At 77.4% G+C, this 26,345-nt stretch carries 21 protein-coding genes; 16 read left to right on the top strand and 5 right to left on the bottom strand.

The window, feature by feature from the left end; translation table 11 throughout:
* Window position 1 precedes the first annotated feature (1 nt).
* Window positions 2-553 carry an ATP-binding protein gene (locus NX801_RS07130; protein ID WP_258786252.1) on the top strand — a complete coding sequence of 184 codons (552 nt, stop codon included), beginning with the start codon at window positions 2-4 and terminating at the stop codon, window positions 551-553.
* A gap of 103 nt (window positions 554-656) precedes the next feature.
* Here the strand turns inward: NX801_RS07130 and NX801_RS07125 are convergent, their stop codons facing one another.
* Window positions 657-2,231, bottom strand: coding sequence for a S9 family peptidase (locus NX801_RS07125; RefSeq protein WP_258786436.1), 1,575 nt, complete (start codon window positions 2,229-2,231; stop codon window positions 657-659).
* A 335-nt stretch (window positions 2,232-2,566) separates the two neighbouring features.
* Here NX801_RS07125 and NX801_RS07120 point away from each other — a divergent pair, with 335 nt between their 5' ends.
* Together NX801_RS07120 and NX801_RS07115 are read left to right on the top strand one after the other, a co-directional pair.
* On the top strand, window positions 2,567-3,520 hold the full coding sequence (locus NX801_RS07120) for a MerR family transcriptional regulator (protein ID WP_258786435.1): 954 nt from the start codon (window positions 2,567-2,569) through the stop codon (window positions 3,518-3,520).
* A gap of 130 nt (window positions 3,521-3,650) precedes the next feature.
* Window positions 3,651-4,634 (top strand): right-handed parallel beta-helix repeat-containing protein, encoded by a 984-nt coding sequence (locus NX801_RS07115; RefSeq protein ID WP_258786251.1) that lies wholly within the window; start codon window positions 3,651-3,653, stop codon window positions 4,632-4,634.
* A 220-nt stretch (window positions 4,635-4,854) separates the two neighbouring features.
* Here the strand turns inward: NX801_RS07115 and NX801_RS07110 are convergent, their stop codons facing one another.
* Window positions 4,855-6,057 carry a DUF2637 domain-containing protein gene (locus tag NX801_RS07110; RefSeq protein WP_258786250.1) on the bottom strand — a complete coding sequence of 401 codons (1,203 nt, stop codon included), beginning with the start codon at window positions 6,055-6,057 and terminating at the stop codon, window positions 4,855-4,857.
* A gap of 331 nt (window positions 6,058-6,388) precedes the next feature.
* Complete coding sequence (locus NX801_RS07105; protein WP_258786249.1) at window positions 6,389-7,231, bottom strand: (2Fe-2S)-binding protein; 843 nt, start codon at window positions 7,229-7,231, stop codon at window positions 6,389-6,391.
* Window positions 7,232-7,380: 149 nt separating this feature from the next.
* Here NX801_RS07105 and NX801_RS07100 point away from each other — a divergent pair, with 149 nt between their 5' ends.
* Together NX801_RS07100 and NX801_RS07095 are read left to right on the top strand one after the other, a co-directional pair.
* Window positions 7,381-8,070, top strand: coding sequence for a GntR family transcriptional regulator (locus tag NX801_RS07100; protein WP_258786247.1), 690 nt, complete (start codon window positions 7,381-7,383; stop codon window positions 8,068-8,070).
* Between the two features lie 237 nt (window positions 8,071-8,307).
* Window positions 8,308-9,633 (top strand): serine/threonine-protein kinase, encoded by a 1,326-nt coding sequence (locus NX801_RS07095; protein ID WP_258786246.1) that lies wholly within the window; start codon window positions 8,308-8,310, stop codon window positions 9,631-9,633.
* A 112-nt stretch (window positions 9,634-9,745) separates the two neighbouring features.
* Here the strand turns inward: NX801_RS07095 and NX801_RS07090 are convergent, their stop codons facing one another.
* Together NX801_RS07090 and NX801_RS07085 are read right to left on the bottom strand one after the other, a co-directional pair.
* Entirely contained in the window at window positions 9,746-10,522 is a 777-nt protein-coding gene (locus NX801_RS07090) for a hypothetical protein (protein WP_258786245.1), read from the bottom strand.
* Window positions 10,523-10,743: 221 nt separating this feature from the next.
* Window positions 10,744-11,949, bottom strand: coding sequence for a hypothetical protein (locus tag NX801_RS07085; protein WP_258786244.1), 1,206 nt, complete (start codon window positions 11,947-11,949; stop codon window positions 10,744-10,746).
* 306 nt (window positions 11,950-12,255) lie between these two features.
* Here NX801_RS07085 and NX801_RS07080 point away from each other — a divergent pair, with 306 nt between their 5' ends.
* From NX801_RS07080 to NX801_RS07030, 11 genes are all read left to right on the top strand, one after another.
* Window positions 12,256-13,239 (top strand): ABC transporter substrate-binding protein, encoded by a 984-nt coding sequence (locus NX801_RS07080; RefSeq protein ID WP_258786243.1) that lies wholly within the window; start codon window positions 12,256-12,258, stop codon window positions 13,237-13,239.
* Window positions 13,240-13,619: 380 nt separating this feature from the next.
* Window positions 13,620-14,576, top strand: a complete 957-nt coding sequence (locus tag NX801_RS07075) for a FecCD family ABC transporter permease (RefSeq protein ID WP_428986090.1) — start codon at window positions 13,620-13,622, stop codon at window positions 14,574-14,576.
* Complete coding sequence (locus NX801_RS07070; RefSeq protein WP_258786241.1) at window positions 14,573-15,646, top strand: FecCD family ABC transporter permease; 1,074 nt, start codon at window positions 14,573-14,575, stop codon at window positions 15,644-15,646. The genes NX801_RS07075 and NX801_RS07070 overlap by 4 nt, the downstream gene beginning before the upstream one ends.
* A gap of 156 nt (window positions 15,647-15,802) precedes the next feature.
* Entirely contained in the window at window positions 15,803-16,630 is an 828-nt protein-coding gene (locus tag NX801_RS07065) for an ABC transporter ATP-binding protein (RefSeq protein WP_258786431.1), read from the top strand.
* Between the two features lie 58 nt (window positions 16,631-16,688).
* The gene (amiA, locus tag NX801_RS07060; RefSeq protein WP_258786240.1) at window positions 16,689-16,838 is read left to right on the top strand and encodes a streptamidine family RiPP; all 150 of its coding nucleotides are present in this window, start codon (window positions 16,689-16,691) and stop codon (window positions 16,836-16,838) included.
* A 203-nt stretch (window positions 16,839-17,041) separates the two neighbouring features.
* Window positions 17,042-17,890, top strand: a complete 849-nt coding sequence (locus NX801_RS07055; RefSeq protein WP_258786238.1) for a hypothetical protein — start codon at window positions 17,042-17,044, stop codon at window positions 17,888-17,890.
* Window positions 17,887-19,287: a CocE/NonD family hydrolase gene (locus tag NX801_RS07050; protein ID WP_258786237.1), complete on the top strand. Its 1,401-nt coding sequence runs from the start codon at window positions 17,887-17,889 to the stop codon at window positions 19,285-19,287. Before NX801_RS07055 ends, NX801_RS07050 begins: the two co-directional genes overlap by 4 nt.
* A 116-nt stretch (window positions 19,288-19,403) precedes the next feature.
* Entirely contained in the window at window positions 19,404-20,741 is a 1,338-nt protein-coding gene (locus NX801_RS07045) for a YcaO-like family protein (RefSeq protein ID WP_258786429.1), read from the top strand.
* Window positions 20,742-20,848: 107 nt separating this feature from the next.
* Window positions 20,849-22,078: a nitroreductase family protein gene (locus NX801_RS07040; RefSeq protein ID WP_258786236.1), complete on the top strand. Its 1,230-nt coding sequence runs from the start codon at window positions 20,849-20,851 to the stop codon at window positions 22,076-22,078.
* The gene (locus NX801_RS07035) at window positions 22,075-24,174 is read left to right on the top strand and encodes an ATP-binding cassette domain-containing protein (protein WP_258786235.1); all 2,100 of its coding nucleotides are present in this window, start codon (window positions 22,075-22,077) and stop codon (window positions 24,172-24,174) included. Before NX801_RS07040 ends, NX801_RS07035 begins: the two co-directional genes overlap by 4 nt.
* 239 nt (window positions 24,175-24,413) lie before the next feature.
* Entirely contained in the window at window positions 24,414-26,084 is a 1,671-nt protein-coding gene (locus tag NX801_RS07030) for an ABC transporter ATP-binding protein (RefSeq protein WP_309505799.1), read from the top strand.
* Window positions 26,085-26,345 lie beyond the last annotated feature (261 nt).

Raw genomic sequence — 26,345 nt, 5'->3', positions numbered from 1 at the left:
TATGAGTGGGCGTCAGGCAGGGGCGGCCGGGCCGGCCCCGGGCGAGCGCGGACCGCGCGCGACCGGGCAGGGGGCGGACGGACCGGAGCAGGGGCCACTCGCGCGCTGGCACCGCCAGGTGGGCCCCGCCGATCTCAAGGCCGTCCGGGAGATCCGCCAGGATCTGCGGGAACTGCTGCGCCACTGGGGCGGCCCCGGGTCGGCCGACGTCGCGGAGCTGCTCACCAGCGAGCTGGTGACCAACGCGCTGATCCACACCGAGCGCGGCGCGGTCGTCACGGCGACCCTCGGCCCGGCCGGTTTACGCGTGGAGGTACGGGACTTCCTCGCCGCGCCGCCGACCCCGCACCGCCCCTCGGTCGACGACGGCACCCACGGCCGCGGCCTGGTGCTGGTGGACGGCCTCGCCGACGCCTGGGGGGTGCGCGGCCACGGCGTGGGCAAGGTGGTGTGGTTCGAGCTGTCTCCGGGAGGCGACGGCGGCCCGGCCGGTTCCAACGGCTCGGCCGCCGGCCGCACCGGCACGAGCGACGCGGGAGACACCTGCTCCTAGGGGGTGTCTCTCCGACCACGAGCGACGATGAGCGGTCATTGAGCGGTCCCGGTCATGCGCGGCCCCGGCGAGGTGGCCGGCCGGCTCCTCGCTCGGGCCGTGCTCAGCGGGGCCGACCTCGGGAGGCCCGGTCCGGGCGTCCGCCGGGCCCGGGGGCGGCCGCCCGCGCCGGGCGGAGTAGGCCGACCACCAGCCCCATCGCCCGGTCCAGCGCCCCCAGGACCTCAGCGGCGTGATCCGGTACGTCCAGCGTCTCGAAGGCGTGGCGCCCGTGCGGTACGTCCACCACCTCCACCCGCGCCCCGCACTCCTCGGCCACCGCCAGGAACTCCGTGACCGTCGCCGCGATCTCCGGACTCTCCCGGCCCACCCGGGTCAGCACCAGGGGCAGCCGCCCCGCCCCGCGTACCGCCGCCGCCGGGCGGAACCGGTCACCGGTCGCGCCCCAGCCGGGCAGCGGCGCCAGCACCGGATAGCTCGCCGCCAGACAGCGCAGCCACGGCGGCGGGGCGGCCAGCCAGTCCGCGGCCAGCAGCCCGCCGGCGGAGAAGAACCAGAGCGCCACCCGGTCCCCGTCCACCCGGTGGTCCGCCCGGATCACCTCCACCGCCTCGGCCACATCGCCGGCGGCCCGCTCGTACTCCCCGGTCCCGTGCAGCCGGTGGTCCACCGTCACACCCACCACCCCGCGCTCGGCCGCGTACCGGGCATAGCCGGTGAAGAGCGGCCAGTCCCGTGGTGTCGGCCGCACCCGGGCCGGCACCGGTCCGCCGTGCACGAACACCACCGCCGGCCGGGGCCCGTCGGCGTCCGGGGCATAGAGGTCCACCCGCCCGATCCGGTCCCGGGGCCGCTCCACGGGACTCAGCGGGAACGGCCGCAGCCGAGCGGGGATTCCGGCCGCCGACGGGGAGATCCGCCGGCCCTCGCCGGCCGCCGCCGCCAGCAGCACCCGGGCCAGCTCGCCGGGCGCGGAGAGCATCGGCCAGTGGCCGGTGTCCAGTTCGAAGAAGCCGGTCCGGGGGCCGGCGAGCGACCGCAGCCGGGGGTCGCCCAGGGCCACCAGCTCCTCGACCCGGGCGAGGGTGGAGCCGTTGCCCGTGCAGAGCACCCCGCTCCGCGGCACCGCCGCGACCGCCTCCGGCAGCCGGAGCGGGGCGGTCAGCGTGGCCGCCGGCTGTGCCACGGCGCGCCCGGCCAGCCGGTCCAGGCCGGCCGGGGAGAGCCCGGCGGTGCTGCCCAGCCGGTGCCAGTCACCGCGAGCCGGTGGCGCCACCCAGGGCCCCCGGCCGGCCGGCTCCGCCAGGGCGGGCAGCAGCGTCAGCGCCGTATCACCGTCTTCCGCCACCCCGGTGTCCAGATGAACGATCCGGGCGACCCGGCCCGGCCGCCGGCCGGCCGCGCCCAGCACCGGCAGGAGGCCGTAGCCATGGCCGACGAGCACCAGCTCCGCCGCTCCGGTCCGGTCGATCAGGCCGGTCAGCTCCGCGATGTGCGTCTCCAGATCCACGCCGGGCGGGACGGCGGCCGGGCGGCCGTCCTCCAGACCGGTGAGCGGGGCGGGGTACGCCTCCGCGCCCGCCCGCCGCAGCGCCCCGGCCACCTCGTCCCACACCCAGCTCCCGGTATGCGCCCCCGCCACCAGGACGAACGCCGTCGTCGGCCGGGCCGTCGGCACCGCCGTGCCGGCCGTGTCCGTCGCCCCGGTCCCGTCCGCTGTGTCCACCGTTCTCGCTGTCCCTGCTGTCCCTGCTGTCCCTGCTGCCCCTGCTGTCCCGGTCCCTGTTGCCCCTGCCGTCCCCGTCGTCCCTGTGGTGCCCGTCGCGACCGGTGTGTCCGGCGTGTCGGCCGTGTCCGCCGCGTTCGTCTTGCTCGTCTTGCTCGTCGTGTCTCTTGTCATCCCCGGACTCCTCCCGGACGCACGGCCGCCACGGCGGCGGTCGCCACCCCGGCCCCTCCGGCCGGTCACGTCCGCCGTTACGGTAGGAACTCCCCCTGAGGGAGGTTCAAGTGGTGAGCGCCGACGGCTTCTGGAGCATCGGGGAACTGGCCGCGCGGGCGGGCGTCACCGTCAAGACGGTCCGCTTCTACTCGGACCGGGGGCTGCTTCCCGCGGCGGGCCGCAGTTCGGGCGGCCACCGCAGATACGGTCCCGGGGCGCTGGACCGGCTGCGGTTGATCCGCTCGCTGCGGAGCCTGGACCTGCCGGTGCCGGACGTGGAGCGGGTGCTCGACCGCGAGGACGACCTGGAGGACCTGGTCGCGGAGCGGCTGAGCGACCTCGGCACCCGGCTGGCCGCCCTGCGCTGGCGGGAGGCGGCGCTCCGGTCGCTCCAGGGCTGCGGGCCGGAGGAGCGCGCCGACCGGCTGCGGCTGATCGGAGCCGTCGCCATGCCGCCGGACACCACGGCACTGGCCCGCTTCTGGCGGCGCTGGCTGGGCCCGGCGCGGCTGCCGGCCCCGCTGCTCGCGGCCGTGGTGGACGCGGCGGTACCCGAGCCGCCCGCGGAACCGAACCCGTCCCGGGTCCTGGCCTTCGCCCGGCTGCACGCCCTGGTCTCCGGCGACTGCCGGGCCGGTGCCGCTCCCCATCAGCCCGCCGCCCACCGGCCGGACGCGGGGGTCCGGCCGGCCGTGCTCTACGCCGGGCTGCGTGAGGCGTACGACCTCGCCGCCCCCGAACTGCGCGCCGGGCGGCCGCCGGTGGCGGGCGAGGCGCTCGACGGCTTCGTCTCCGCCTACGCCCGGGCGGGCGGTGTCCGGGACATACCCGCCTTCCGCCGGCTGCTCGGCCGGCGACTGGCCGCCGACCCCCGGATCGACCGCTACTGGGACCTGGTGGCCGAGCTGACCGCCCCGGACTCCGGCCCGGCCGAGCCGACGCCGGGCGCGGCCCACGACTGGCTGCTCGCCGCGCTGGCCGGAACCTCGGGGGAGGGACCGGGGCCCGGTGGCGCCAACGGATGATCATCCGGCCGCGAAAGGGATTGAACCGGCGCCTCCGATGACCGAGAGTCGATGTACAGAAGATCTTCGGCGGGCGGGCGCGACACGTGTGCCCGTCCGGCGAAGCGGAGTCTCGGGAGGCGAACGAGGTATGCGGAGAACCGGGTTGGTGGCGATGGTGGCCGGTCTGCTCGTGGGCGGGCTGGTGGCCCCGGCGGCGAGTGCGCCGGTACGGACGGCGGCCGGGAGCGGCCGGGGCGCCGCCGCCCCGGCCGTGGACGCGACCGTCCATGTGAGCCCCGACGGCCGGAACGAGGGCGACGGGACCAAGAGTGCCCCGGTGGCCGACATCGCCGGGGTGGAGCGGGTCGTCGCGAAGCGCGGCGCGACCGGCGCCGTGACCGTGCTCTTCCGGGGCGGCACCTACCGGCTGCCGCAGCAGCAGCTGCACCCCACCGGGGCGCGGAGCATCGACTTCGCGGCCGAACCCGGCACCGGGCGGCCGGTGTTCGACGGCGGGCGGACGGCAGAGTACTGGCTGAAGGTCATGCCCACCGAGACCCGGCTCTCCTTCACCGGCTTCACCGTGCTGCGCTACACCATTGGCGGCATCATGCTGCGCGGCACCGGCACCGGGCCGGGCAAGCGGATCACCGGGGCCACCATCCGGGGCAATGTCTTCAAGGAGATCGGCGGCCCCGCCAGCGGGTTCGGCGCCGTCCACCTCAACTACGCGGATCACACGCTGATCCAGAACAACGCCTTCCTCGATCTGGTCAACGGCGAGTGCGGCGGCTGTATGCACGGCGTCTATCTGGCGCTGGAGAGCAACGACAACCGGGTGACCGGCACCACCACCTTCGCCCGGGTCAGCGGCGACCCGGTGCGTGTCACGGACTTCAGCAACCGGAACACCGTCTCCGGCGCCACCTTCGACCACACCGGCACCCATGCCGCGCTCTCCGTCTGGCGGCTTCCCGACCGCCCGCGCCAGTGCTCCTCCGGCAATGTGCTGTACAGCGACGAGTCCGCGATCACCGGGTTCACGGGCGAGCCGCTGCCGGCGGTGGCGGAAGGGTCGAAGCCGGAGGAAGGGCCGTGCCCGGACGCGGTACGGCTGGAGCCGGCCGGCTGACGGCGAGCGGGTGCGTCGGTACGGCTCCGGCGGCCGGCGGACGAGCCCGTGCCCCGGTCGGGCGGAGACCGGGGCACGGGCGATAGGGGGAGCGGCGGGAGCAGGTGGCGCGGACGGCCGCCGCTTCCGGCCGTCCGCGCCGGGCGCTACCCGCCGTCCGGGGTGGGCGGTCGCTCCTGCTGTCCGGCCCGGCGGCGCCGTGGCGCGAGGACCGGTCGGCTCAGCCGAACTGCTGCTCCAGATCGGCGAGTTTGCGCTCCAGGGAGTCGAGCCGGGGGAGACTCTGGGTGTCGTCCTCGGCGGTGAGATCGACCGTACGGGTCTCCGCCCGGGCCTGCCCGCCGCCCGGGGCGGCCGACCGGGACCGGTGGTCGGCCCCCGGGGCGGCCGACCGGGGACGGGGGTCGGTGCCCGGGGCGGCGGTCCGGGGGTGCTCAGTGCCGGTCACGGCTTGCAGGGAGGGCCGGGATCGAAGCGGCAGCTGTCCTGGCCCGGTTATGGCGGGCTCCGCGACGGCGGGCCCCACGGCGGCCGGGGCGGAACCGGAGCCGACGTGGCCGACCTCCACCTCCACCTGAGGCCCGGTCACCGGGGGCACCATGCCGATCTGCCGGCCGCCCCGGCCGAACCGGGCGCGGTGCTGCCGGTTCAGCGCCTTGATCCGGGCCCGCTCCAGCTTCTGCTGCTCGCGGCGGCGCTGTCGCTCCAGCTCCTTCTGGCGCCGGTCCTCCCGCACCTCGTCCACCGCCTCGTCCAGCGTGCGGACGCCCTCCAGCAGCATCAGCGACCAGGCGCCGAAGGTCTCCCGGGGCGCCCGCAGCCAGCGGACCACCCGGATCTGAGGAAGCGGCCGGGGCACCAGGCCCTGCTCCCGGAGGGCGGCCCGCCGGGTCTGCTTGAGCGCCCGGTCGAACAGCACCGCCGCCGACAGCGACATGCCCGCGAAGAACTGCGGGGCACCCGCGTGGTCCAGGCCCCGGGGAGCGTGCACCCAGTTGAACCAGGCGGCCGCCCCGGCGAACAGCCACACCAGGAGCCGGGAGCCGAGGGCCGCGTCGCCGTGGCTGGCCTCGCGCACCGCGAGCACCGAGCAGAACATCGCCGCGCCGTCCAGCCCGAACGGCACCAGATACTCCCAGCCGCCGCTGAGATTGAGGTTCTGCCGGCCGAAGCCGACCAGACCGTGGAAGGAGAGCGCGGCGGCCACTGCGGCGCAGCAGAAGAGCAGCAGATAGGAGGCGGTGCCGTAGACGGCCTCCTTGCGCCGGCGCCGCTCCTCGCTGCGCTCCCAGGAGTCGTCGGCGGCGGCCGTCTTTCCGGCGGCGCGCCTGCCCCGGGTGAGCACCGCGACCGCCGCCAGGGCCCCCACGAGCATCACGCCGCCGGGAAGCAGCCAGTCCAGCGCCATGTCGGTCATTCTCATGCGGTGTTCCTCGCGTCGCGGTGGGGCCCTTCGGTCAACCTGGGCTCGATCCGCCTCCGTCGGCGCCGGAAGCCGGCACCGGAGCGCCCCCTTCGGCTCACTCGCCCGGCGTCATAGTGACCGAGGAGGCGGAGAGCCCACCGGCTTTTCGCGCAAGAGAACGCGGTCGGGGACGGACGGCATACGAATAGGTACGATTCCCTCGAACTGACGCTTGGTGAGATGGAGTTACGTTCGAGTCAGGTGGCGCATGAAACCACTCGTCCGGGTGGCGTGAATCCCCCGGACGGCCCTGTCGGCACGAGGTGGCGCGAGGCGTCGCGCCGACCGGTCAGGCGGAGGCGCTCAGTCGGCGGACGCGCTCGGCGTCACAGGTGCGCGGGCAGGTCACACAGGTGTCGTCCGGGCGCACGGTGTAGAAGAGGCAGCAGCTCGCCCGGTCGCGGGTCGGCAGCGGCGTCCCGTCCGGTCCGGTCAGCTCCCGGAAGGCGGCCGTGCCGACGTACGGCTTGGTGGCACCCGGCAGCAGCAGCTCCAGCTCGGTCCGGGCGCGGGACTCCTCGCCCAGCAGGTGGGAGACGTACCAGAGGCTCTCGACGATCTCGTCCGTCACCATGCCCCACAGCGCCCGCTTGCCGCGCCGCATCCGGGGGCCGAAGCCGCCCAGCACCGGGTCCAGGTGTTCGGCGACGGCGGCCCGCACCTCGGCCCGGAGCGCCTCCTCGTCCGGCACCACCCGGGCGCCGGGCAGCGCGGCGGCCGGGTCACCGGGCAGGCAGGCGAACTGCCGCACCCGGACGGCCATCCGGCCGCGCACCCGCTCGAAGGAGACATCGGCGGCGGGCACCCGGGGCACCCGGCGGCGCAGGAACCACGGAATGGTCACCAGCAGACAGGCGGTCCAGGCGTACCGGTGCAGACCGAAGGAGGCGATCACATCGGGCCGGCCCCGCTCGCCGTAGTCCCGCAGCACCTGGGCGTCGTCCCAAGCCAGAAAGGCGTCCAGCTCCGCGCCGCCGGCCGCGAGCTCGTCCGCGCCCACCCAGGCGCCGCCGCGCGGCGCCCGTTCGTCCTCCGCCAGCTCGCCGACGCGCAGCCCGGGGAAGACCTCCGCCAGCCGGGCATAGGCGTCCGCGACGGGCGAGGGCAGAGCGGAAAGCAGTGTGGGGGACATGCAGGACCACCGAATCGCGATCGTTAGCAGGTAAGCCTTACCTTACCGGATCGTTTCGACGGGACTGTTCGGCCTCTGTTTGCTTATGGTGCACGCGGGACCCGTGCGCCGCGAGCCGGGTCCGCAGACCCGGCGGCAGGAGGACCCGAGTGGAGCAGGCGAGCAGGCACGGCGCGCTGCCGGCGCAACCCGGCCCGCCGGACGCCGCCGCGTCCCCGGTGGTACGCCACTCGGTACGGGGCCAGGTTCTCACCGCGCTGCGCAGCGCGCTCGTCGACGGCGAGCTGGTGCCCGGTGAGGTGTACTCGGCGCCCGCGCTCGGGCTGCGCCTCGGGGTGTCGGCCACCCCGGTGCGTGAGGCGATGCAGCAGCTGGCCCTGGAGGGCGCCGTCGAGGTGGTGCCGAACCGGGGCTTCCGGGTGATCGAGCGCACCTCCAGGGAACTGGCGGAGCTGGTGGAGGTCCGGGCGCTGATCGAGGTCCCGGTGATGCTGCGGCTGGCCCGCACCGTGCCCGCCGGCCAGTGGGCACGGCTGCGTCCGCTCGCCGAGGCCACCGCCACCGCCGCCGCCCGGGGCGACCGGGCCCACTACGCCGAGTCGGACCGTGCCTTCCACCGGGCCGTGCTCGCGCTGGCGGGCAATGAGCAACTGGTGGCCGTCGCGGAGGACCTGCACCGCCGCTCCCAGTGGCCGCTGGTCAGCGTCCCGGCCGAGCGTCGGGCGGATCTGGTGGCGGACGCGGCCGAGCACGGCGCGCTGCTGGAGGCGCTGATCGCCCGGGACCTGACGGTGGTCGAGTCCCTGGTGCGGGAGCACTTCACCGGCGCCAAGGGCTGAGCCGCCCGGACCCGGACCCGGAGGCGGAACCGGACCCGGGCGCGGACCCGGAGGCCGGCCCGGGGGTGGCGGACGGGGCCGGGGAACGGAAGCAGCCGTCCATCGGAAACGGCCGTGCACAGAGAACGGCCGTGCACGGAAAGCGGCCGTGCACAGGAAGCAGCGGATCACCGGAAACGGCGGGGATCGTCGCAAAAACGGATCATCGGAATAATCGGAATGTGAGGGGGAGGGCGCGTGCGGGTCGCGGTGTGGGCGCTGGCGAACCGACTGGGAGTGGTGGCCGGGACGCCCGCCGAACTGCTCTCCGCCGTGCTGGCGGGTCACCGGCGTCCCGGCCCGGTGGAGCTGCCCGACTGCCCGGGCGCCGCCGAGCTGGCCCGGGAGCTGGCCCCGCTGCTCCCGGTCGAGCTGGTCCAGCCGCCGGAGCCGTCCGGTCCGCCGGGCGCCGGGCCGGACCGGCCGGCCGGTGGGACAGGGGCCGGGCCCGTCGCCCTCGGTGATCCGGTGGCGGTCTGCGCGGCCGACCCGCTGCGGGTGACCGCCGGGTACGAGTCCGGCGCCGCCGGCCACGGCGGACTGCGCCGGGCCTGGTTGCGGGCGGGTCAGGCCCTGGTCCGGGAGGGCGCGCCGGCCGACCGGGCGCTGATACTGCTGACCGCCCTGCCCGGGGACGCCCACCCGGAGGTGCGCGCCGCGCTCGCCGCCCTGGCCGTGGGCACCGCCTGGCGGGCCGCGCCCACCGAGCCCCGGGGTGCCGTCGCGCTGGCGGCCCACCGTGACCTGCTGCTGGCGGCCGACCGGTCCGGGATGGCGGACGGCCCCGGCGGAGCGCTCGCGACCGGGACACGGCCCCGGGCCCTCGCCGCCGCCCCGGACGGGACGCCGCTGCTGCTGGACGAGCGGGGTCGCCTGCACAGCGCGGGCGGCCCGGCCGACCGGCTGGTCCGGGCGGTGGCGGCCACTCTGGAACGGCACCCGGGCACCGCGCTGGCGACCGCCGGTCCCACCGTGCTGGTGGGCGACCGGACCGGTTCGGTGCACGCCTTCGGCCTCGGCGGGGTCGAGCAGACGGCCGCCCACTCCGGCCGGGTCACCGCCCTGACGGCCATGCCCGGCACGTCCGGGGCGCGCTCCGTCGTCTACTCCGGCGGGGCCGACGGCACGGTACGGGGCTGGGTCCCCGGACGGTCGGCGCGCCCGCGCCCGCTGGCGTCCCGGCCCTGCCCGGTCGTCGCCCTGGGCGCCGGCGGCGGACTGCTCGCCGTCGCCTGGGGGGACGGACTGGTGGAACTCCGCCGGGCCGGGGCGGGGAGCGCGATGGACACCCGTACGGACCCGGACACGGTGGACTCGGGCGCGAAGGCGGCCGACCCGGACACGGTGGGCACGGGCGCGAAGGCGGCGGACGCGGGCGGGGCGGACACGGACGCGGCGCGGACACTGTCCTTCCGGCCGGGTGTGCCGGTCCGCGCGGTCGCGGTCGCCGGGGGCGGGACCCTGGTGATCGGCACCGACGAGACCCTGATCCGGCTGCGGCCCGCCCGCTCCGCCGGGGACTGATCCGAGCCGCCCGGCCGGGGCGGGTTCCGGCACGCATGCTCTGTCCGGAGCCGATCCCGGGCCCGTTCCACCCGCCCCGCCGCGGCGACCGTTCCCCGGCCGCCGGTCCCGCTCAGGCCGCCGGACGGGGGGCCAGCCGGCCGCCCAGCCAGGTGGGCACCCCGCCCAGCAGCCGGAACAGCCGCCAGGCCTCGGCGCGCAGCCGGCTCGCCTCAGGTTCGGGTTCGGCGTCCGCCAGCGCCGCGAGCGCCGGAGCCGTACCCACCAGGTGTCCCAGCTCCTCGCGGATCCGCAGCGACTCGGCGAAACCGTGCCGGGCCTCGGCCAACTCGCCTTCCCGCAGGGCCAGTCCGGCGAGGTGGCGCCAGGTGGAGGAGAGCAGCAGGGTGTCCCCGAGCGCGGCGGCGCCGGTATGGGCCCGGCGGTAGGCGGCCCGCGCGGCCTGCGGGGAGTCGCTCAGGTCCTGGGCGACCAGCCCGCGCCGGAAGTCCAGCAGCGGCCGGCCGGGGGAGTCCGGGGCGACCAGCGCGGCCGCCCGGCCCAGTGCCGCACGCGCCTCGTCGGCCCGGTCCCGTACGCCCAGCAGGGTGGCCGCGTAGGCGAGATGGCCGCGCTCGCAGGCGGCGGCGCCGCGTTCCCCGCCCTTCCGGGCGACCGCCTCGGCCAGCCGTACCGCCGTCTCGGCCTCGGCCCAGCCGCGCTCGGTGTAGAGACAGCGCTCGATCAGCAGGGCCGCCCGCTCCACCGCGACGGCGGGCTCGGTGGCGTGCGGCGCCAGCAGCGCCGCCGCGTCGGTCCAGCAGCCTCGGGAACGCAGCCGCCACACCGCGGCCCGGAGGGGATCGTCACTCTCGGTCGTTCCGGAACCAGACACGGCGGTTTCCGCCACTTGCCCTCCCCGAGCACACCGTTGGGCCGTTGGGTCGGGACGCAGTTCAGCATGGATCGCCCGCCCGGCCAAGGGGGTGGGTGAATGGATTCACAAACCGGGGGCGGTCGCGCTCCGGCGCGTTCCGGTGCCGTTCCCGGTCCCGCTCGCGCTCCTCGTGCGATCACCGCCGGCCGGGTCAACGGCCCGGGTACGCCTGCCGGGTGCCCTCAGCGGCCCGGTCACCGGCCCACCGGGTCACCCTCCGCCCCGTCGTCCGGGGCGGTCAGGGCGAGGTGGCCGCCGTCGTCGAGCGGGGTGGGCACGGTCAGGGTGGCGACCGGTTCGGTTCCGTCGAATAGGTGAATCTCGCCGTGACCGCCCCGGCTGACGGCGGTGAATCCGGCCCCCGGTGAACCGGCGATCGCCCGGCGCTGCACACCGTCCCAGGGGGTCGAGCCGGGCCGGGGCGCCCCGGCCATGGGCGGCAGTGGCCGGCGGGCCACCGTCCGGACGCCGGCCGGCCCGGGGGTGAGCAGGATCAGTTCGTCACCGTCCGGGTGGACGCGGGCGAAGGCGGCGTGCCGGTCGGTGAGGGCCAGCCGGAAGACCAGGCCGGGGCCGAGCGGCACCCGCTCGGTACGGCCGGTGTCCAGCGCGTGGCACCAGGCGTCGTTCGACCACTCCGGCCAGCGCCCCGGGTCGGCCGGGCCGCCCCGGACGCAGGACCAGAGCGCCCGGCGCCCCGGGTCGAGCCGCAGATAGTAGCCGCGCCCCGGGCCCGCCCAGGCGAGCGGCTCCTCGGCCACCAGCCCCTCGCCGGCCCGCCGGGCCCGGTGCACCCCGGAGCCCGTCGCCGCGAACACCCGTCCGGTGCACGGGTCCTGGGCGTCGCCGTGCCCGTCGGGGTCGGGCAGCGGAAGCCCGTACGCGGCCCCGACGGCCGGGCAGCCGGGCGCGGCGGCCAGCAACTCGGCGTGCCGGTACGCCGCGAGCGCACCCGGCTCCCGGTGACGGAGCACCACCAGGGCGTCGTCCGGCGGGCCCAGCACCGTCACCCCCGGCTCGCCGGTGCGGGTCCGGACCCGCACCGCGCGCGGCCCGCCGGGGGCCGCCAGGTCGACGGCGGTGAGCAGATCGCTCCACGCGGCCTCGTCGCGGCCGAGCCCGGTCGAGACGGCCAGCAACCGGCCGGAGGGATCGGCGGCCAGATGTTCGGCCGGAACGGCGACCGGGGCGGTGGCGGCGACCAGGGGCCGGCCGTGATCGGGGCCGTAGGGATCGAGCACCACCACCTCGCCCGCCAGATCGTCCGCGAAGGCCCACCGGCCGCCGGGGAGTGCCAGGAACCCGGCGTGCTCCGCGAGATGCCGGCCGGTCAGCTCACCGGCGAGCCGGCCGTCCGGCAGGTCCAGCACCCGCACCGTCCCCGCCACCTGGTCGGCCACGAGCAGCCGGGGCGGCAGCCGCCGCGAGCCGGTCCGGGACGGCTGCCGCGCGGGGGCGGGTGAGCCGTACGCCGGGGAGGCCGGTGCGCGGTCCGCGGGGGCGGTCCGTGAGCGATCCGGGAGGGAGTGCGGTGTGTGGTCCGGAAGGGGGCGCGGTGGGCGGGGCATGGCGGACTCCGGGGGCTGGTGGAAGTGGTGGATTGTTGATAATGATTATCATGTGGCGACTTGCCGGCGGGAGTGCCGTCGCCCCTTTCGCTGTGCCCCCTCGCTGTGACCCCTCTTCTGTGGAGTACGGAAAACGCCATGCCCTCAAGGAAGTTGATCGCCCATGTCCGCCGCTGGACGGCCGCCGCCGTCCTCGGCACCCTGCTCACCGGCTGCGGCGCCACCGCCACCGAGGACACCGCCGCCTCGGGCCAGGAGGGGCCGAGAACCACCACCTCGGTCCGGCCCATCACCGCCGCCCGCCGGATCACCGACGCCCGGGGTGTCACTGTCGCCACCGAGCGGCCACCCCGCCGGATCGTCTGTCTGGTCGCCCTCTGCGACGACATGCTGACCGAACTCGGCATGACCCCGGCCGCCACCAACTCCCGGCTGCTGGCCCATCCGAAGTTTCTCGGCCGGGCGCGGGCGGACCGGATCCCGGCGATACCCGGCGGGTTCCTCGCCCCCGAGGCCGAGGCGATCCTCGCCCAGAAGCCGGATCTGGTGATCGGGCTGGCGGACACCCACGGCAAGCTGGCCCCCGCCCTCCAGGGCGCCACGGCCTTCTGGCCCGTACAGCCCGGGAGTTGGCAGGACAGTGTCGGCTATCTCCGTGATCTGGCCGCGCTCACCGGGCGCACCCGGCAGGGTGAGGCGGCCGAGCGGGCCTTCCGCACCAAGCTCGCCCGCGCCGAACGGGCGCGCAGCGACAAGACCGCACTGATCGTCTTCGGCAGCGACGAGAACTTCGGCGTCGCCACCCCCGGCGACGACGTCACCGCCGGTCTGCTGCCGAGACTCACCGACTATCCGTGGAGCAGCCGGGGAGTCGACGGCACCTACAGCCTGGAGGAGATCCTCGCCCGGGACGTGGACGTGCTCTTCGTGGAGACGCTCTCCTTCGGCGGACCGGCGAGCGGCAAGCTCTCCGACAAACTGGCCAAGAACCCGCTCTGGTCCCGGATTCCGGCGGTCCGGGAGGGCAGGGTGCACGAGGTGGACGCCGAGGTCTGGGCCAAGGGGCGCGGCACCCGCTCCCTCTCCCTCGTCCTCGACGAGGCGACGGCCGCGCTGGCATGACCGCCGACGGAACCCGGAACGGGGTCGTCCCGCACCCGGCCGCCCCGCACCCGGCCGCCCCGCACCCGAGCGCCCCGGACGCGAACGGCCCGGGCGTGTCCGCCGCGTACCCGGATGCCCCGGGCGCGAATGCCCCGGACCCGGATACCCCGGACCCGGATACCCCGGACCCGGAAGGCCCGGGCGCGACCTCCTTCGGTACGACTCCGGAGGCGGCCGCCTCGTCCGCGGCCGTAACCGACCCGGGAGCGGTCACGGTCAACTCCTCAGCGATCGACCGGACTTCACCCGGCCCGGCCGCTGTCGCCCCGGGCGGGCCGGCCGGTGCGGCTCCGTCCGGGTCGGTGGGGCGGCGCCGGGCGAGCGGGGCGCGGTGGCAGCTGCCCGTCGCCGGGGCGCTGCTGCTCCTGGTGACCGGAGCCGCGCTCTGCGCCGGTACGCCCACGCTGGCGCCCACCGCCCTGCCCGGGGCTCTCACCGGCGACGGCCTGGCCGGGGTGGTGGTCGGTGAACTGCGGCTGCCCAGGCTGCTGCTGGCCCTGGTCGCGGGCGGCTGTCTGGGCGCGGCCGGGCTGGTGCTCCAGGAGGCGCTGCGCAATCCGCTCGCCGTCCCGGAGATGCTCGGCGTCTCCAGTGGGGCGGCGCTGGGGGTGGCCGCGCCGCTGGTGCTCGCGCTCCCGGTGCCCGCCGTCGTCCAGCCGCTGGCGGCGCTGGCCGGTGCGGCGGCCGGCGGGCTGCTCACCCTGCTTGCCGCCGGGTTCGGGCGCAGCCCCTCGGCGGTGCTGCTGACCGGGGCGGCCGTAGCCGCCGCCCTCCAGGCCGCCCTGCTGGTCCTGATGGTCCTCGCCGACCAGCTGGACCTCCAGCTCATCTACCGCTATCTGCTCGGCAGCCTCTCCGCCCGGACCTGGGACGACCTCACCGGACTCTGGCCCTGGCTGCTCGCGGCCGTGCCCGCGCTGGTGCTCTGCGCCCCGGTCCTGGGGGTGCTCAGGCTCGGGGACGACGACGCCCGGGCGCTCGGGGTGCGGGTGCGCCGCGCCCGGCTCGCCGCGCTCGCCATCGCGGTCCTGCTGATCGCCCCGGTGGTGGCCGTCTGCGGCCCGGTCGCCTGGGTGGGCTTCCTCGCCCCGCATCTCGCCCGGCGGCTGCGCCCGGACACCGACGCGGTCGGCTGGCTGCCCTGGTCCGCGCTCTGCGGCGCGCTCGCCGTGGCCGGTGCCGATCTGCCGGCCCGGCTCGCCCTGGCGCCGGTGGAAACTCCGGTCGGCGCCTGGACCGCACTGCTCGGCGTACCGGCGGGCGTGATCCTGCTGCGCACGGGAGGCCGCCGATGACCGGCCCCGCTCCGCTGACCCGGGAGGGTGCCCGGCCGGCCGGCCGTACCGCCGTACGGGTGAGGCTCGTCCGCCGGTACGCCCTGCTCGGGCTCGCCCTGCTGGCCGCCGCCGGGGCCGGGCTGCTGGCCGGCCGGGCGGTCGCCCCGGCGGACGTCTGGGAGGTGTTGAGCGGCGGCGGCGATCCGATCGCCCGTCATGTGGTGCTGCAACTCCGGCTGCCACGCGCCCTGGTGGCGCTGGTCGCGGGGGGCTCGCTCGGGCTGGCCGGGGTCGTTCTCCAGGCGGCGCTGCGCAATCCGCTGGCCGGTCCGGAGGTCACCGGGGTCACCCCGGGTGCCGTGCTCGGGGCGGTGACCGCCACCGGTCTCGGCCTGGCCGGCTGGCGTTCCCCGGCCGCCGTGGTCGCCGCCGCCTGTCTGGGCGGCCTCGCCGGGGCGGGGCTGCTCTGGCTGGTCGCCGGACGGGAGAAGGGCGACCCGGCCCGGCTGGCGGTGCACGGGGTGCTGGTCTCGGCGGTGCTCTCCGGGCTCACCGCCGTGGTGCTGCTGGTCGCGCCCGGCGAGCTCGGCAGTGTGGTGCAGTGGCTGGTCGGTTCCACCGAGGGCCGGGTGTGGGCGCACTGGCGGCTGCTCTGGCCCTGGGCGGCCGTCTGGGCCCTGGCCGCCTGGGCGCTGGCGGCCCCGCTGACCCTGCTGCGCTGCGGCGACGAGCAGGCGTCCGCCGCCGGGCTGCGCACCGACCGGGCCCGGCTCGCCGCCCTGGGGTGCGCGGTGGCGCTGACCGCCGGTGCCGTCTCGGTGGTGGGCGCCCTGGGTTTCGTGGGGCTGCTCGTACCGCACCTGGCATTCGCCCTGTTCGGCGCGGATCTGCGGGCGGCGCTGCCCGGGGCCGCGCTGCTCGGGGCGGTGGTGGTGGGCGGCGCCGACGCGGCGGCCCAGTCGCTCTCCCGGGTGGCGGCGCGGGTGCTGGAGGTGGACCGGCTGAGTGTGCCGGTGGGGGCGTTGACGACCTGTGCCGGAGCCGCGCTGCTGCTGCTCGTGGCCCGGCGGAGAGGAGACCAGGAGTGAGGAGAGACCAGGGGTGAGAGGAGACCAGGAGTGACGGGAGCGCGACACCCGGGGCCGGGCCACCGGTGGCCGGGACATCTGTCACCGGAAGGGGACCGCCGCCCCGAGGAGGCTGGCTTGCCCCGGGAGTTCGGGGGAGCGGGACCGGCCGGGGAGATGCTCCGGGTGGCCGGAGTGGGGTTCGGCTACCCCGGGCGGCAGGTGCTGGACGGGGTGGAGCTGAGTGTCCGCGCCGGGGAGCTGGTCGCCCTGGTGGGCCTCAACGGCTGTGGCAAGAGCACCCTGTTGCGGCTCTGCGCCGGGCTGCTGAGACCCACGAGCGGCCAGGTGCTGCTGGGCGGGGACGACCTCGCCCGGCTCTCCCGCCGGGCCGCCGCGCGCCGGGTGGCCCTGCTCCATCAGTCGGCGCCCGCCGTACCGGGCATGACCGTACGGCAGTTGGTGCGCCAGGGACGGTACGCCGCCCGGGGGCCGCTCGGCATGCTCAGGGACGGCGACGACGCGGTGTGCGCCCGGGCGCTGGCCGATGTGGGGGTGGCCGGCTGGGCCGACCGGCCGGTGGACGCCCTCTCCGGCGGGGAACGGCAGCGGGTGCGGCTGGCGATGGCGCTGGCCCAGGACACCCGGGTGCTGCTGCTCGACGAGCCCACCACCTATCTGGACCTGCGTCACCAACTGGAGGTGATGCGGACGGTGGTGCGGCTGCGGGAGGAACGCGGGCTCACCGTCCTGATGGTCCTGCACGACCTGGGGCACGCCGCGCGGTTCGCGGACCGGATCGTCGCGCTGCGGGACGGCCGGGTGGCCGCCGACGGCCCGCCCGGGCGGGTGGTCACCCCCGGGCTCCTCGCCGGTGTGTTCGGTGTGGCGGGCCGGGTCGGGCTCGATCCGGAGGGTGGCTGGCCGGTGTGTTACCCGGATCACCCCCTGCCGTTCGAGACAGTTGTCGAACGGGACTTGCAAAATGAAAATCATATTCATTAGTGTTCCTTACGCACCGCCGGTCCGGCGGCGCGGTCCCTAACGAATGGAGGCTCAACTCATGGAGCAGCACAAGGTGTTCACTCCGATCGCCGAGCAGGGTCAGCTGGCCCACCTCTCCGCGACGCACTCCAACGCCCTCGTGGAGAACCCGTTCGCCGACCTCGGCGAGGCCGGTGACACCGCCGCCGAGGCCGGCGCGGAGAAGTAACACCTCCGGCGGGCCCGCCCGGACACCCTCCGGGCGGGCCCGTCCCCGTCGTCCCCGACCCGCTCCGTCGTCCCCGACCGGGCCCGGCTGTCGTCGTCCGCCCGTTCTCTGCCGCTGTCCGTCGTTCTCTGTCGTTCTCTGTTCTCCTCGTTGTCCGTCGTTCTCGTCTGCCGCTGTCTTTCGCTGTCTCCAGGAGGAACCCCGTGGCCACCGCACGGCTCGCGCCCGGCGTCGCCCTTGTCACCGTCCCCGGCCGGGGCCTCGCCGTCCGGACACCCGACGGGGAGTTTCTGCGGGTGGACACCGGCGGGGTGCCCGAGGCGGCCCTGCTGGCCCACCTCACCGCCGGCCGGGCACCCGCGGCCGGCGGGGCCGCCCCGCAGGACCGGTCCGCCCGGCTCGCCGCGCTCACCGAGGCGTTCGAGGCCGCCGGGCACGCCGTGCGGACCCCGCCCGCTCCACCGCTCGCCGGCCGTACCGTACGGATTCTCGGGGACGCCCGGCTGACCGTGCCGCTCGCCCGGTACGCGGCCGAGGCAGGCGCCGAGGTGGAGGCGGCGGACGAACAGGGGGCAGCCCTCCGGGAGTCCGGCGACCCCGAGCGCACCGCCGTGGTCTGGTGTCTGGACCGGCCGGTGCCGCCCGGCCTCTGGGACGCCGCCGACCGGGCACTGCCGGCCCGTCGCACCGGCTGGCTCCGCTGCCACCGGGAAGGCGCCACCGCCTGGCTGGAGCCGCTCGCCGCCGGGCCGGGCGATGTCACCGCCGGGCACATCCGGCTCCGCAGGCTCGCCGCCACCCCCGCCCACCGGGAGCTCGCCGCCTACTGGGAAGGCCACCGGGCGCACGGCGAACGGGACTTCGCCCACACCGAGACGTCCGCGGCGCTCACCGCCGCCCTGCTGACCGCCGACCTGATCGCCTGGGCCGGTGGGGCGCCCCGCACTGTGCGCCGCCGGCTGCGCCGGCTGGACCTGCGCGACCTCACCCTCACCGGCCATCCCGTGCTGCCCGTCCCCGGGGTGGCGCCGCTTCCGGCGGAGCTGCCGTGACCACCGTACGGATCCACGGTCTCGCCACCGGGCTGCTGGTGCCCGCCGGGCGCGGGCCGCACCCCGCCGTGGTGGTGCGCACCCCCTACGGCCGGGAGGCCCACCATGCCGAGCTGCGCGGCTGGGCGGCCCGGGGGTTCGCCGCCCTCGCCCAGGACGTACGCGGCCGATACGGCTCCCCGGGGTGCTGGCGCCCCTATGGCGAGCACGAGGCCGAAGACGGCGCGGCCACCCTGCGCTGGGTCCGCGACCAGCCCTGGAGCGACGGGCGCATCGTCACCGCCGGCGCCTCCTACGCGGCCCACTGCGCCCTCGCCGCCCCGGGCGACGCGGTGATCGCCGCCGTCCCGGCACTGGGGCTCGCGGAGACCGCCCGGGAGACCACCGGGCCCGAGCGGCTGGCCTCCCGGGCCGGCTGGTGGGCCGCGCACGGCGACCGGAGTGCCGCCCACCCGGCGCCCGGAGCGCCGGAGTTGGACCGGCTGCCGGTCGCCCGGCTGCTCGACCGGCCCTCCTGGCCGGCGCTCTGGGCCGCTGCCCGCCGCCCCCTGCCCACCGGCCGGGTGCCACTGCTGGCCGTCGGTGGCAGCCGGGACCCGTTCGCCGGCGACACCCTGCGCCTCTGGCGCCACTGGCGCGGCCCGGCCCGGCTGTTGCTCGGCCCCTGGGGCCACGGCCTCACCGCCGAACCCGCGCCCGAGGCCCGCCCCGCGCACGGGATCGACCTCGGGGAGCTGTACGTCGCCTGGGCCCGGGCCGCGCTCGACGGCACCCTGGCCGGCCGCACCGGCGCCATCGCCCTGGGAGGCAGCGACCACTGGTACGGCGCCCACGAGCGCCGGCCGGCCGCGCGCTGGGAGTTCGGCGCCCGGACGGGCCTCCGGCCGCTGCGCGGCACCGGCTTCCTGGCCGACCCCGGGCGCCCGGTCCGCTCCGACGACCTGGCCGTGCCGGACCGGGGCGCGCCCGACCGGTGCCTGCTGGTCAGCCCGCCGCTGCCGCGCCCCCTCGATCTGCTGGGCCCGGCCGAGGCCCGGCTGGACGCCGTGGCCGACACCGCCTCGGCCGACTGGGCGGTCCGGCTGGTGGCCCTGGACCCGGCCGGGCGCGCCCAGCCGCTCGCCACCGGGATCGTCCGGCGCGCCCGGCCCGGCCCCTTCACCGTGCCGCTCGGCCAGCTGGCCCGCCGGCTGGACGCCGGCACCCGGCTCCGTCTGGAGGTGGCCGGCCATCACTTCCCGGCCCACGCCCGCAACCCGCACACCGGCGAGGACCCGGTGACCGCCGTCCGGCTCACCGCCTCCCGGCGCCTCGTCCGGATGGCCGGCAGCGCCCTGCTGCTGCCCGTCGTCCGGGGCGCCCGGCCCATCGATCCCGTACAGGAGACCATCCGTTGACCCCCCTCACCGGTGGGTGGCCCGCACCCCCCGCCGAACCCGCCCCCGATGCCACCTGTGCCACCGATGTCACCAACGCCGCCGGTGTTCTTGATTCCCCCGGTCTCGACGAGCTGGTGGACCCGGTCTGCGGGCTGGTCCGCGCCGTCGCGCCGGTGCCGCACCCGGACGGCGCCCCGCCCCGCTACACCGCGATGACCGCCGATGTGGCCGACGCCCGCCGGTTCGGCGCCTGGCCCGCCGACCGGGTGTCCCTGGGCACCACCTTCGGCGACCCGGAGGGCGCCCGGATCGCCGCCGTCGCGGAGGCCGTGGAACGCTACTGCGGCAACCGGCTGCCGCCCCCCGGCCACCCGGACGCGCCCCGCCGCGCCACCGCCGCCCAACTGCGCTCCGAAGGACACCGGTTGTACGGCCCCGGAGACGTACCGGTGTACGCCGACTGGCAGTACGGCCGGCCCGGCTTCGCCTACCGGCCGCTCACCGAGGACACCCCCGCCCTCTGGGCCCGGGCCACCGACGATGGCGCTCCGACCCTCGTACCGGTCGCCCTCAGCCACCTCAACTGGCGTCAGGGCGAGTACCGTTCACTGCCCCGCACCCACCACCTCAACTACGCGGGCATCGCCACCGGCCAGGGGCTGCCCGACGCGGTGGAGCGCGGACTCCTCGAAGTGGTCGAGCGGGACGCCCTGGAACTCTGGTGGCACCTCGACGGACCCGCCCGGGGCATCGACCCGCACTCCGTCCCCGGCCTCGACCAGGACCTCGCGGGCTGTGCCCTGGACGTCCATCTGGTCGAGATGCCCTCGGAGTTCGCCCCCTGCGTGGCCGCGCTCGTGCACGACCCCGCGCGATCCATCCACGCCGCCGGGTTCGCCTGCCGGTACGACCCCGCCGAGGCCGCCCGCAAGGCCGTGCTGGAGGCCGTCCACACCTGGGTCTTCACCCAGGGCGCCACCGAGGCCGACGGCTGGGTGTTCCGGGCGATCGAGGCCGGGATGCTGGCCCGGGGCCTCTATCTGGACCACCGCCCCGACCGCCGCTATCTCGACGTCTGCGGACCGGAGTTCGGGGCCGTACGGGACCTCGGCGCCCATGTCCAGGTCTGGCTGGACCCCCGGATGGCGCCGTACGCCCGCCGCTTCACCGACCCCGCGCTCGGCACCGTACCCGTCCAGGCGCTCGCTCCCGGCAGCCGGGCGGCCCTGGACGCACGGCTCGCCGAGCGCGGCCACCGGGTCGTCACCGCCGACCTCACCACCGAGGACGTCCAGGAGACCCCGCTCCGGGTCGCCCGGGTGCTGGTCTCCGGCCTGGTGCCCAACGCCCCCGCCGCCTTCGGCTACTTCGGCTGCTCCCGGTTCCGGGACGCCGCCCTGGAACGCGGCTGGCGCACCACCGCCCCCGTCGCGCCCGGCGACTTCACCCTCGCCCCGCCGCCGCACATGTGAGGCCCCTCATGACTTCTCCCCAGGACCCGGCGACCGTGCCGGTGCCCCGCCGCCACCCGCCCGGTTCCCCGGCGGGTCCGCCGTCCCGGACCGGTCCGGTCCCGCCGGTGGGTCCGGACACCGCGCTCGCCCGCGCCCGGTCGGCCGGGACGCCGGGGCCGGACTTCCCGGCCGGTCCGCTCGTCACCCCCTGGCCCGGACCGCCGCTGCCGGTACCGCCCCGGCTGGACCGGCTGCTCCGGCTCTCGCTGGCCGGCGCCCGGCTGCGGCCCGCCGCCTCGGCCGGCGCCCTCCACCCGGTCAACGCCCAGCTGCTGCTGGGCCCCGGGCACGGGCTGCCGCCGGGCCGGTACGCCTACCACCCGGTGCGCCACGCGCTGGTGGCGCGCGGCGCGGTGGCCGGGGCCGTACCGGCCGGGGCGCTGGCGGTGCTGACCGCCACCCCCCGCCGTACCGTCTCCCACTACGGCCACCGGGGCTGGCCGCTGGTGCTGCTGGACGCCGGCCACACGGTCGCCGCGCTCGCCCTGGCCGGGGCGGTCGAGTGGTGCCCGGGGGCCGGCCGGGAGCTGCTCGCGGCGGCTGCCGGGCTGCCGGCCGACGGACCCGAAGTGCCGTTGCTGGCAGTGCGGTTGACGCCCGGCCCGGCTTCGGCGCTGCGGCGCTGGGCCGCCTGCCCGCCGGGCACCCCGCCCCCGGACGACCCCCACCCCGAGCCCCCGGTGCTGACGGAGGCCCGGTGGATCCTCGCCGGTCCCGCCGGGCCGGGCGCCCCGGAGTGGGAACCGCTGACCGCCGCCGAGCTGCCGGATGCCGTGCCGGGCGCCCGCCGCAGCGCGGAGCCCGGCTTCACCGGAGTGCCGGGACCGGCCCAGCTCGACCGGCTGGCGGCGGTGGCGACGGCCTGCGGAACGCCCTCCGGGCTGCGCTGGCGGCTGGTCAGGGACGAGAACCCCGCCGGTGCCGGCCCGGGCGTCGGTGTCGGTGCCGGCGCCGGGGCCGGCGTCAGTGCCGGTGCCGGTGCCGGTCCGGACACGGGCGCCGGGGAACTGCGGGTGCTCGCCCGGCGGGCCGCCGGGCAGGGTTGGGTGTCGGCCGCCGGGGCGCTGCTGCTGGCCCATGGCTGCCCCGACGACGCCGAACCGGACCGGATCCGCCGCGACCATCTGCGCGCCGGGTACGCCGTCGGGGTCGCCCAGGCCCTGGCCGCCCGCCTCGGTCTGCACTCCCGGCCGGTCGGCTCCTGGCAGCACGGCCCCGGCGCCCCGGCCCACCCCGTGCACGCCCTGGCGCTCGGCACCCGGCCGGCCCCCGGAAGGGCGGGTGAGCCGTCATGATGCTCCACCCCGAACTGCTGCGGGCCGCCCGCGCCGGGCGCCGGCCGCTGGCCGGGGCGACCGCTCTGCTCGGCGCGGTCGCCCTCACCCATCTCGCCCAGGCCGGGCTGCTCGCCCTGGCCCTCGCCCGGATCGCCCGGGGCGACACCGCCGGGCTCGCGCTCCCGCTGGCCGGGGTGCTCGCTACCGTCGCGTTGCGGGCCGGGCTCGGCCACCGGCAGCGGGTGCTGGCCGTCCGGGCCGGTGCCACGGTACGGGTCGCCCTGCGCGACGCGCTGCTGGCCCGGCTCGGCACCCTCGGCCCGGCGCGCGGCGCGGACGACCGGGCGGGGGCGGTGCGCGCCACCCTGGTCGACGGCGTGGAGGGAGTGGACGCCTATGTCTCCCGCTATCTGCCGCAGCTGATCCTCACCTGCGCCCTGCCGCCCCTGCTGCTGCTCGCCGTCGCCGCCGTGGAGCCGTACGCCGTGCTCGCGCTCGCCCCGGCACTGGCCCTGGCCCTCGGCGCACCCCGCTGGTGGGACCGGCTGCTGCGGCGGCGCGGCCAGGAGCACTGGGAGAGCTACGAGGCGTTGGCCGCCGACTATCTGGAGGCGCTCCAGGCCATGCCCGCGCTCCGGGCCGCCGGGGCCACCGGCCGGACCCGGCGCCGGCTGGAGGAGCGGTCGGCCGCGCTGCACCGGGCGACCGTCGCCAAACTGCGGGTCTCTCTGGTGGACACCGGCCTCACCGACCTCGCCGTGCAGGGCGGCACGGTCGCCGCCGCGCTGGTCGCCTGCGCCTCGGCCGCCTCCGGGCGCACCGCCGCCACCGGGACCTATCTGGTGCTGCTGCTGGCGGGGGAGTGCTTCCGGCCGGTCCGCGACCTCTCCCGGGAGTGGCACGCCGGCTATCTGGGCGTCTCGGCCGCCGACGGGATCGCCGCGCTGCGCACCGCCCACCCGGCCGTCCCCGACACCGGGACGCTGCCCGCCCCGGTCACGGCGCCGGAACTCCGCTTCCAGGACGTCACCTTCGGCTACCCGGGCGCCGCGGGCCCCGCGCTGCGCGGGGTCTCCTTCACCGCCGGCGCCGGGCTCACCACCGCCGTGGTCGGTCCCTCGGGCGCCGGCAAGTCCACCCTGCTGGCTCTGCTGCTGCGGCAGTGGGACCCGGACGCGGGGCGGGTGACCGTCGACGGGACGGACACCGCCGCGTACTCCCTGGCGGCGCTCCGGCGCGGGATCGCGGTGGTCTCCCAGGAGACGTACCTCTTCCACGCCTCGGTGGCCGAGAACCTCCGGCTCGCCCGGCCGGACGCGAGCGACGCCGAACTGCGCGCGGCGGCCCGGGCGGCTGGGATCCACGAGGAGCTGGCCGCCCTGCCGGCCGGTTACGCCACAGTGATCGGGGAGCGCGGCGCCACCCTCTCGGGCGGTCAGCGCCAGCGACTCGCCCTCGCCCGGGCGCTGCTGGCGGACGCCCCGGTGCTGGTGCTCGACGAGGCGACCAGCGCCGTCGACGAGCGGCGCGAGGCCCGGATCGGGCGCGCCCTGCTCGCCGCCGCCAAGGGCCGCACCCGGCTGGTGGTCGCGCACCGGCTGGCCTCGGTCCGGGACGCCGACCTGATCGTGGTGCTGGACGCCGGCCGGGTCGCGGCCACCGGCACCCACCCGGAGCTGCTCGCCCGCAGCCCGCTCTACGCCCGGCTGGTGGCGGCGGGCGCGGGGGAGACGGCGCAACGGAACACCGGAGAGCCGGGGGTCCGCGAGCGGGAGCCCGGCGAACGGGACACCGGCGAACGCGAGGCGGAGGAGCGGAAAACCGGGGAACGGGCCGCCGGCGCGCGGAACAGCGGGCGACGGCACGTCGGCGAACGGACCCGCGACGACCGAAGCGGTGACGACCGGAAGGCCGACGAGCGCAACAACGACGACCGGAACGACAACGAGCGGGGCGCGGAGAAACGGAAGACCGGGGAGCGGGTCACCGTCGCGCGGAACAGCGGGGAGCGGTACGCCGACGAGCGAAACGGTGGCCAGCGGAACGCCGACGACCGGAACGCCGATGAGCGCAACAACGACGACCGGAACGACGACGAGCGGGAGGCGGCATGAGTACGGAGGCGGTTCCGGCGCGATGGGACGGGACGGCCCCGGGCGCCGGTACGCCCCCGGACGGTGCACCGCCCCACGGACCCGCCCCGGTCCCGGGAGGCGGGACCGCGCCGGCCCCGGAGGGAACGCCGGGCGGCCCCGCGGCCGGGCCCGCCGACCGGCCGGGTGCCGACGACGGCCCCGTGCCCGGGCGCGGGGCGCTGCGGGCCCTGCTCCCGGTGCTGGCCGCGCACAAGGCCATGACCGTCCGGACCTTCGGCGCCGCGCTCGCGGACCAGACGGCGCTGGTGGCGCTGGTCACCCTGGCCGCCGGCACGGTCGGCGCGGCGGTCACCGACGGGGCGGCCCCGGGCCCGGCCACGGTCGCCGCGCTGGTCGCTCTCGTCCTGGCGCGGGCGCTGCTGACCTGGCGGGAGATGGACCTCTCGCACGACCTGGCCTACCGGGTCCTGGCCGAGCTGCGGGTACGGGTCTTCGACGGGCTGGCCCGCAGCGCCCCGGCCCGGGTCGGCGGCCGGCGCAGCGGGGACCTGGCCGCGGCGGCGCTGGGGGACGTGGAGGCGCTGGAGTTCTTCTACGCCCATGCCGTGGCCCAGCTCGTCGCCTCGGGCACGGTGTTCGGCGCGGGCACCCTGGTGCTGGCCGCCCTGGATCCCTGGCTGGCGGTGGCCGTACTGCCGGTCGCCGCCCTGCTGGTGGTGGTCCCGCTGCTGGACGGCCCGGGGCGCACCGCCCGGGGCGCGCGCACCCGGCGGGCCGCCGCCGAGCTGTCGGCCGAGGCGGTCGAGACCGTCGACGGCCTGCGCGAACTGCTCGCCGCCGGCGCCCTGGAGCGCCGTCGGGCCCGGCTGTGGGCGACCGGGGAGCGGCTGGGCGCGGCGCAGCGGGCCGAGCAGTCCCGGGAGGCGGGCGAGAGCGCGGTGCGGGAGCTGCTGGTGGTGGCGGGCACGGTGGCCGTGGTCGCGGCGGTCGCGGCCGGGCACGGGCCGGGCCGGGCCTGGGCGCCGGCCGCCATGGCGCTGGCCCTCGCCACCCTGGCCCCGGTCGCCGACGCGGCCGCCGCGCTGGGCCGGGCGGGCGGACTGCGGGCCGCCGCCGCCCGGGTCGGCGCCGCGCTCTCGGCCCCGGCCGGTGCCCCGCCGCCCGGGGCCCCGCGTCCGGTGCCGGCCGGCCCCCTGGGCGTACGGCTCCGGGGGGTGCGCTTCGGCTACGGCGCGGGCCCGGTGCTGGACGGGGTGGACCTGACCGTACGCCCCGGCGAGACCCTGGCCCTGATCGGCGGCTCGGGCGCGGGCAAGTCGACCTGCGCCCATCTGCTCGCCCGGTTCTGGGACCCGGAGGACGGGGCGGTGGAACTGCTCGGGGCGTACGGAGACCCGGTCGATCTGCGGGAGGTCGCGGACCCGGAGCTGCGCCGGACGGTCGCGGTGGTGGGCCAGGAGGCGCCGCTGCTGCACGGCACCCTCGCGGACAATCTCCGGCTGGCCGCCCCGGAGGCGGACGACGAGCGGCTGCGCGCCACCGCCCGGCTGTGCGGGGTGGACCGGATCGCCGCCGGGCTGCCGGACGGGTACGCCACCGTGGTGGGGGAGCGCGGGGCCACCCTCTCGGGCGGTCAGCGCGCCCGGGTGGCCCTCGCCCGCGCCCTGCTGGCCGACCCCAGGATCCTGGTGCTCGACGAGACCACGGCCCAGCTGGACGCGGCCGGGGACGCCGAGCTGGCCGCCGCCCTGGCCGCCCCGGGACCCGGTGGCCGGAGCCGTACCACGGTGGTCGTCGCGCACCGGGCGGCCACCGTCCGTCGGGCCGACCGGATCGCGGTGCTGGAGGGCGGCCGGATCGCCGGGACGGGCACCTGGGCCGAGCTGTCCGCGCGGGGTGGCGCCTTCGGCCGGGTGCTCACCCGCTGACCCGGCCGGGGTGTCACCGGCGGGCCCGGCCGGGACACCCGCCACCGACCCGGCCCGGGTGCCACCGGCGGGCCGGCCCGGGGTGCCCGACCGGCCCCGGCCGACCGGGTGGTCCGCCCCGCCACCCCCGCTCACCAGCCCTTCTCTCCGCTCCGGTCGGACCGGAGCAGGGTGCGCAAAGCCACCCACAGAGATGTTCATGGCGGGTTTTGGGTCAACCTTGGCTGAAAAGTGGGGGGTGGTGCACACCGGTCGAACGCT

The sequence above is a fragment of the Streptomyces pyxinae genome, assembly GCF_024756275.1.
In the GTDB taxonomy this organism is placed as follows: Bacteria; Actinomycetota; Actinomycetes; order Streptomycetales; family Streptomycetaceae; genus Streptomyces; species Streptomyces pyxinae.
This window is presented reverse-complemented; position numbering and strand designations above follow the sequence as displayed.

Coding starts and splice junctions, on each gene's coding strand:
- NX801_RS07130 (WP_258786252.1), top strand. CDS start 2: ATGAGTGGGCGTCAGGCAGGGGCGGCCGGGCCGGCCCCGGGCGAGCGC.
- NX801_RS07115 (WP_258786251.1), top strand. CDS start 3,651: ATGCGGAGAACCGGGTTGGTGGCGATGGTGGCCGGTCTGCTCGTGGGC.
- NX801_RS07110 (WP_258786250.1), bottom strand. CDS start 6,057: ATGAGAATGACCGACATGGCGCTGGACTGGCTGCTTCCCGGCGGCGTG.
- NX801_RS07105 (WP_258786249.1), bottom strand. CDS start 7,231: ATGTCCCCCACACTGCTTTCCGCTCTGCCCTCGCCCGTCGCGGACGCC.
- NX801_RS07080 (WP_258786243.1), top strand. CDS start 12,256: ATGCCCTCAAGGAAGTTGATCGCCCATGTCCGCCGCTGGACGGCCGCC.
- NX801_RS07070 (WP_258786241.1), top strand. CDS start 14,573: ATGACCGGCCCCGCTCCGCTGACCCGGGAGGGTGCCCGGCCGGCCGGC.
- NX801_RS07065 (WP_258786431.1), top strand. CDS start 15,803: ATGCTCCGGGTGGCCGGAGTGGGGTTCGGCTACCCCGGGCGGCAGGTG.
- amiA (WP_258786240.1), top strand. CDS start 16,689: ATGGAGCAGCACAAGGTGTTCACTCCGATCGCCGAGCAGGGTCAGCTG.
- NX801_RS07035 (WP_258786235.1), top strand. CDS start 22,075: ATGATGCTCCACCCCGAACTGCTGCGGGCCGCCCGCGCCGGGCGCCGG.
- NX801_RS07030 (WP_309505799.1), top strand. CDS start 24,414: ATGACCGTCCGGACCTTCGGCGCCGCGCTCGCGGACCAGACGGCGCTG.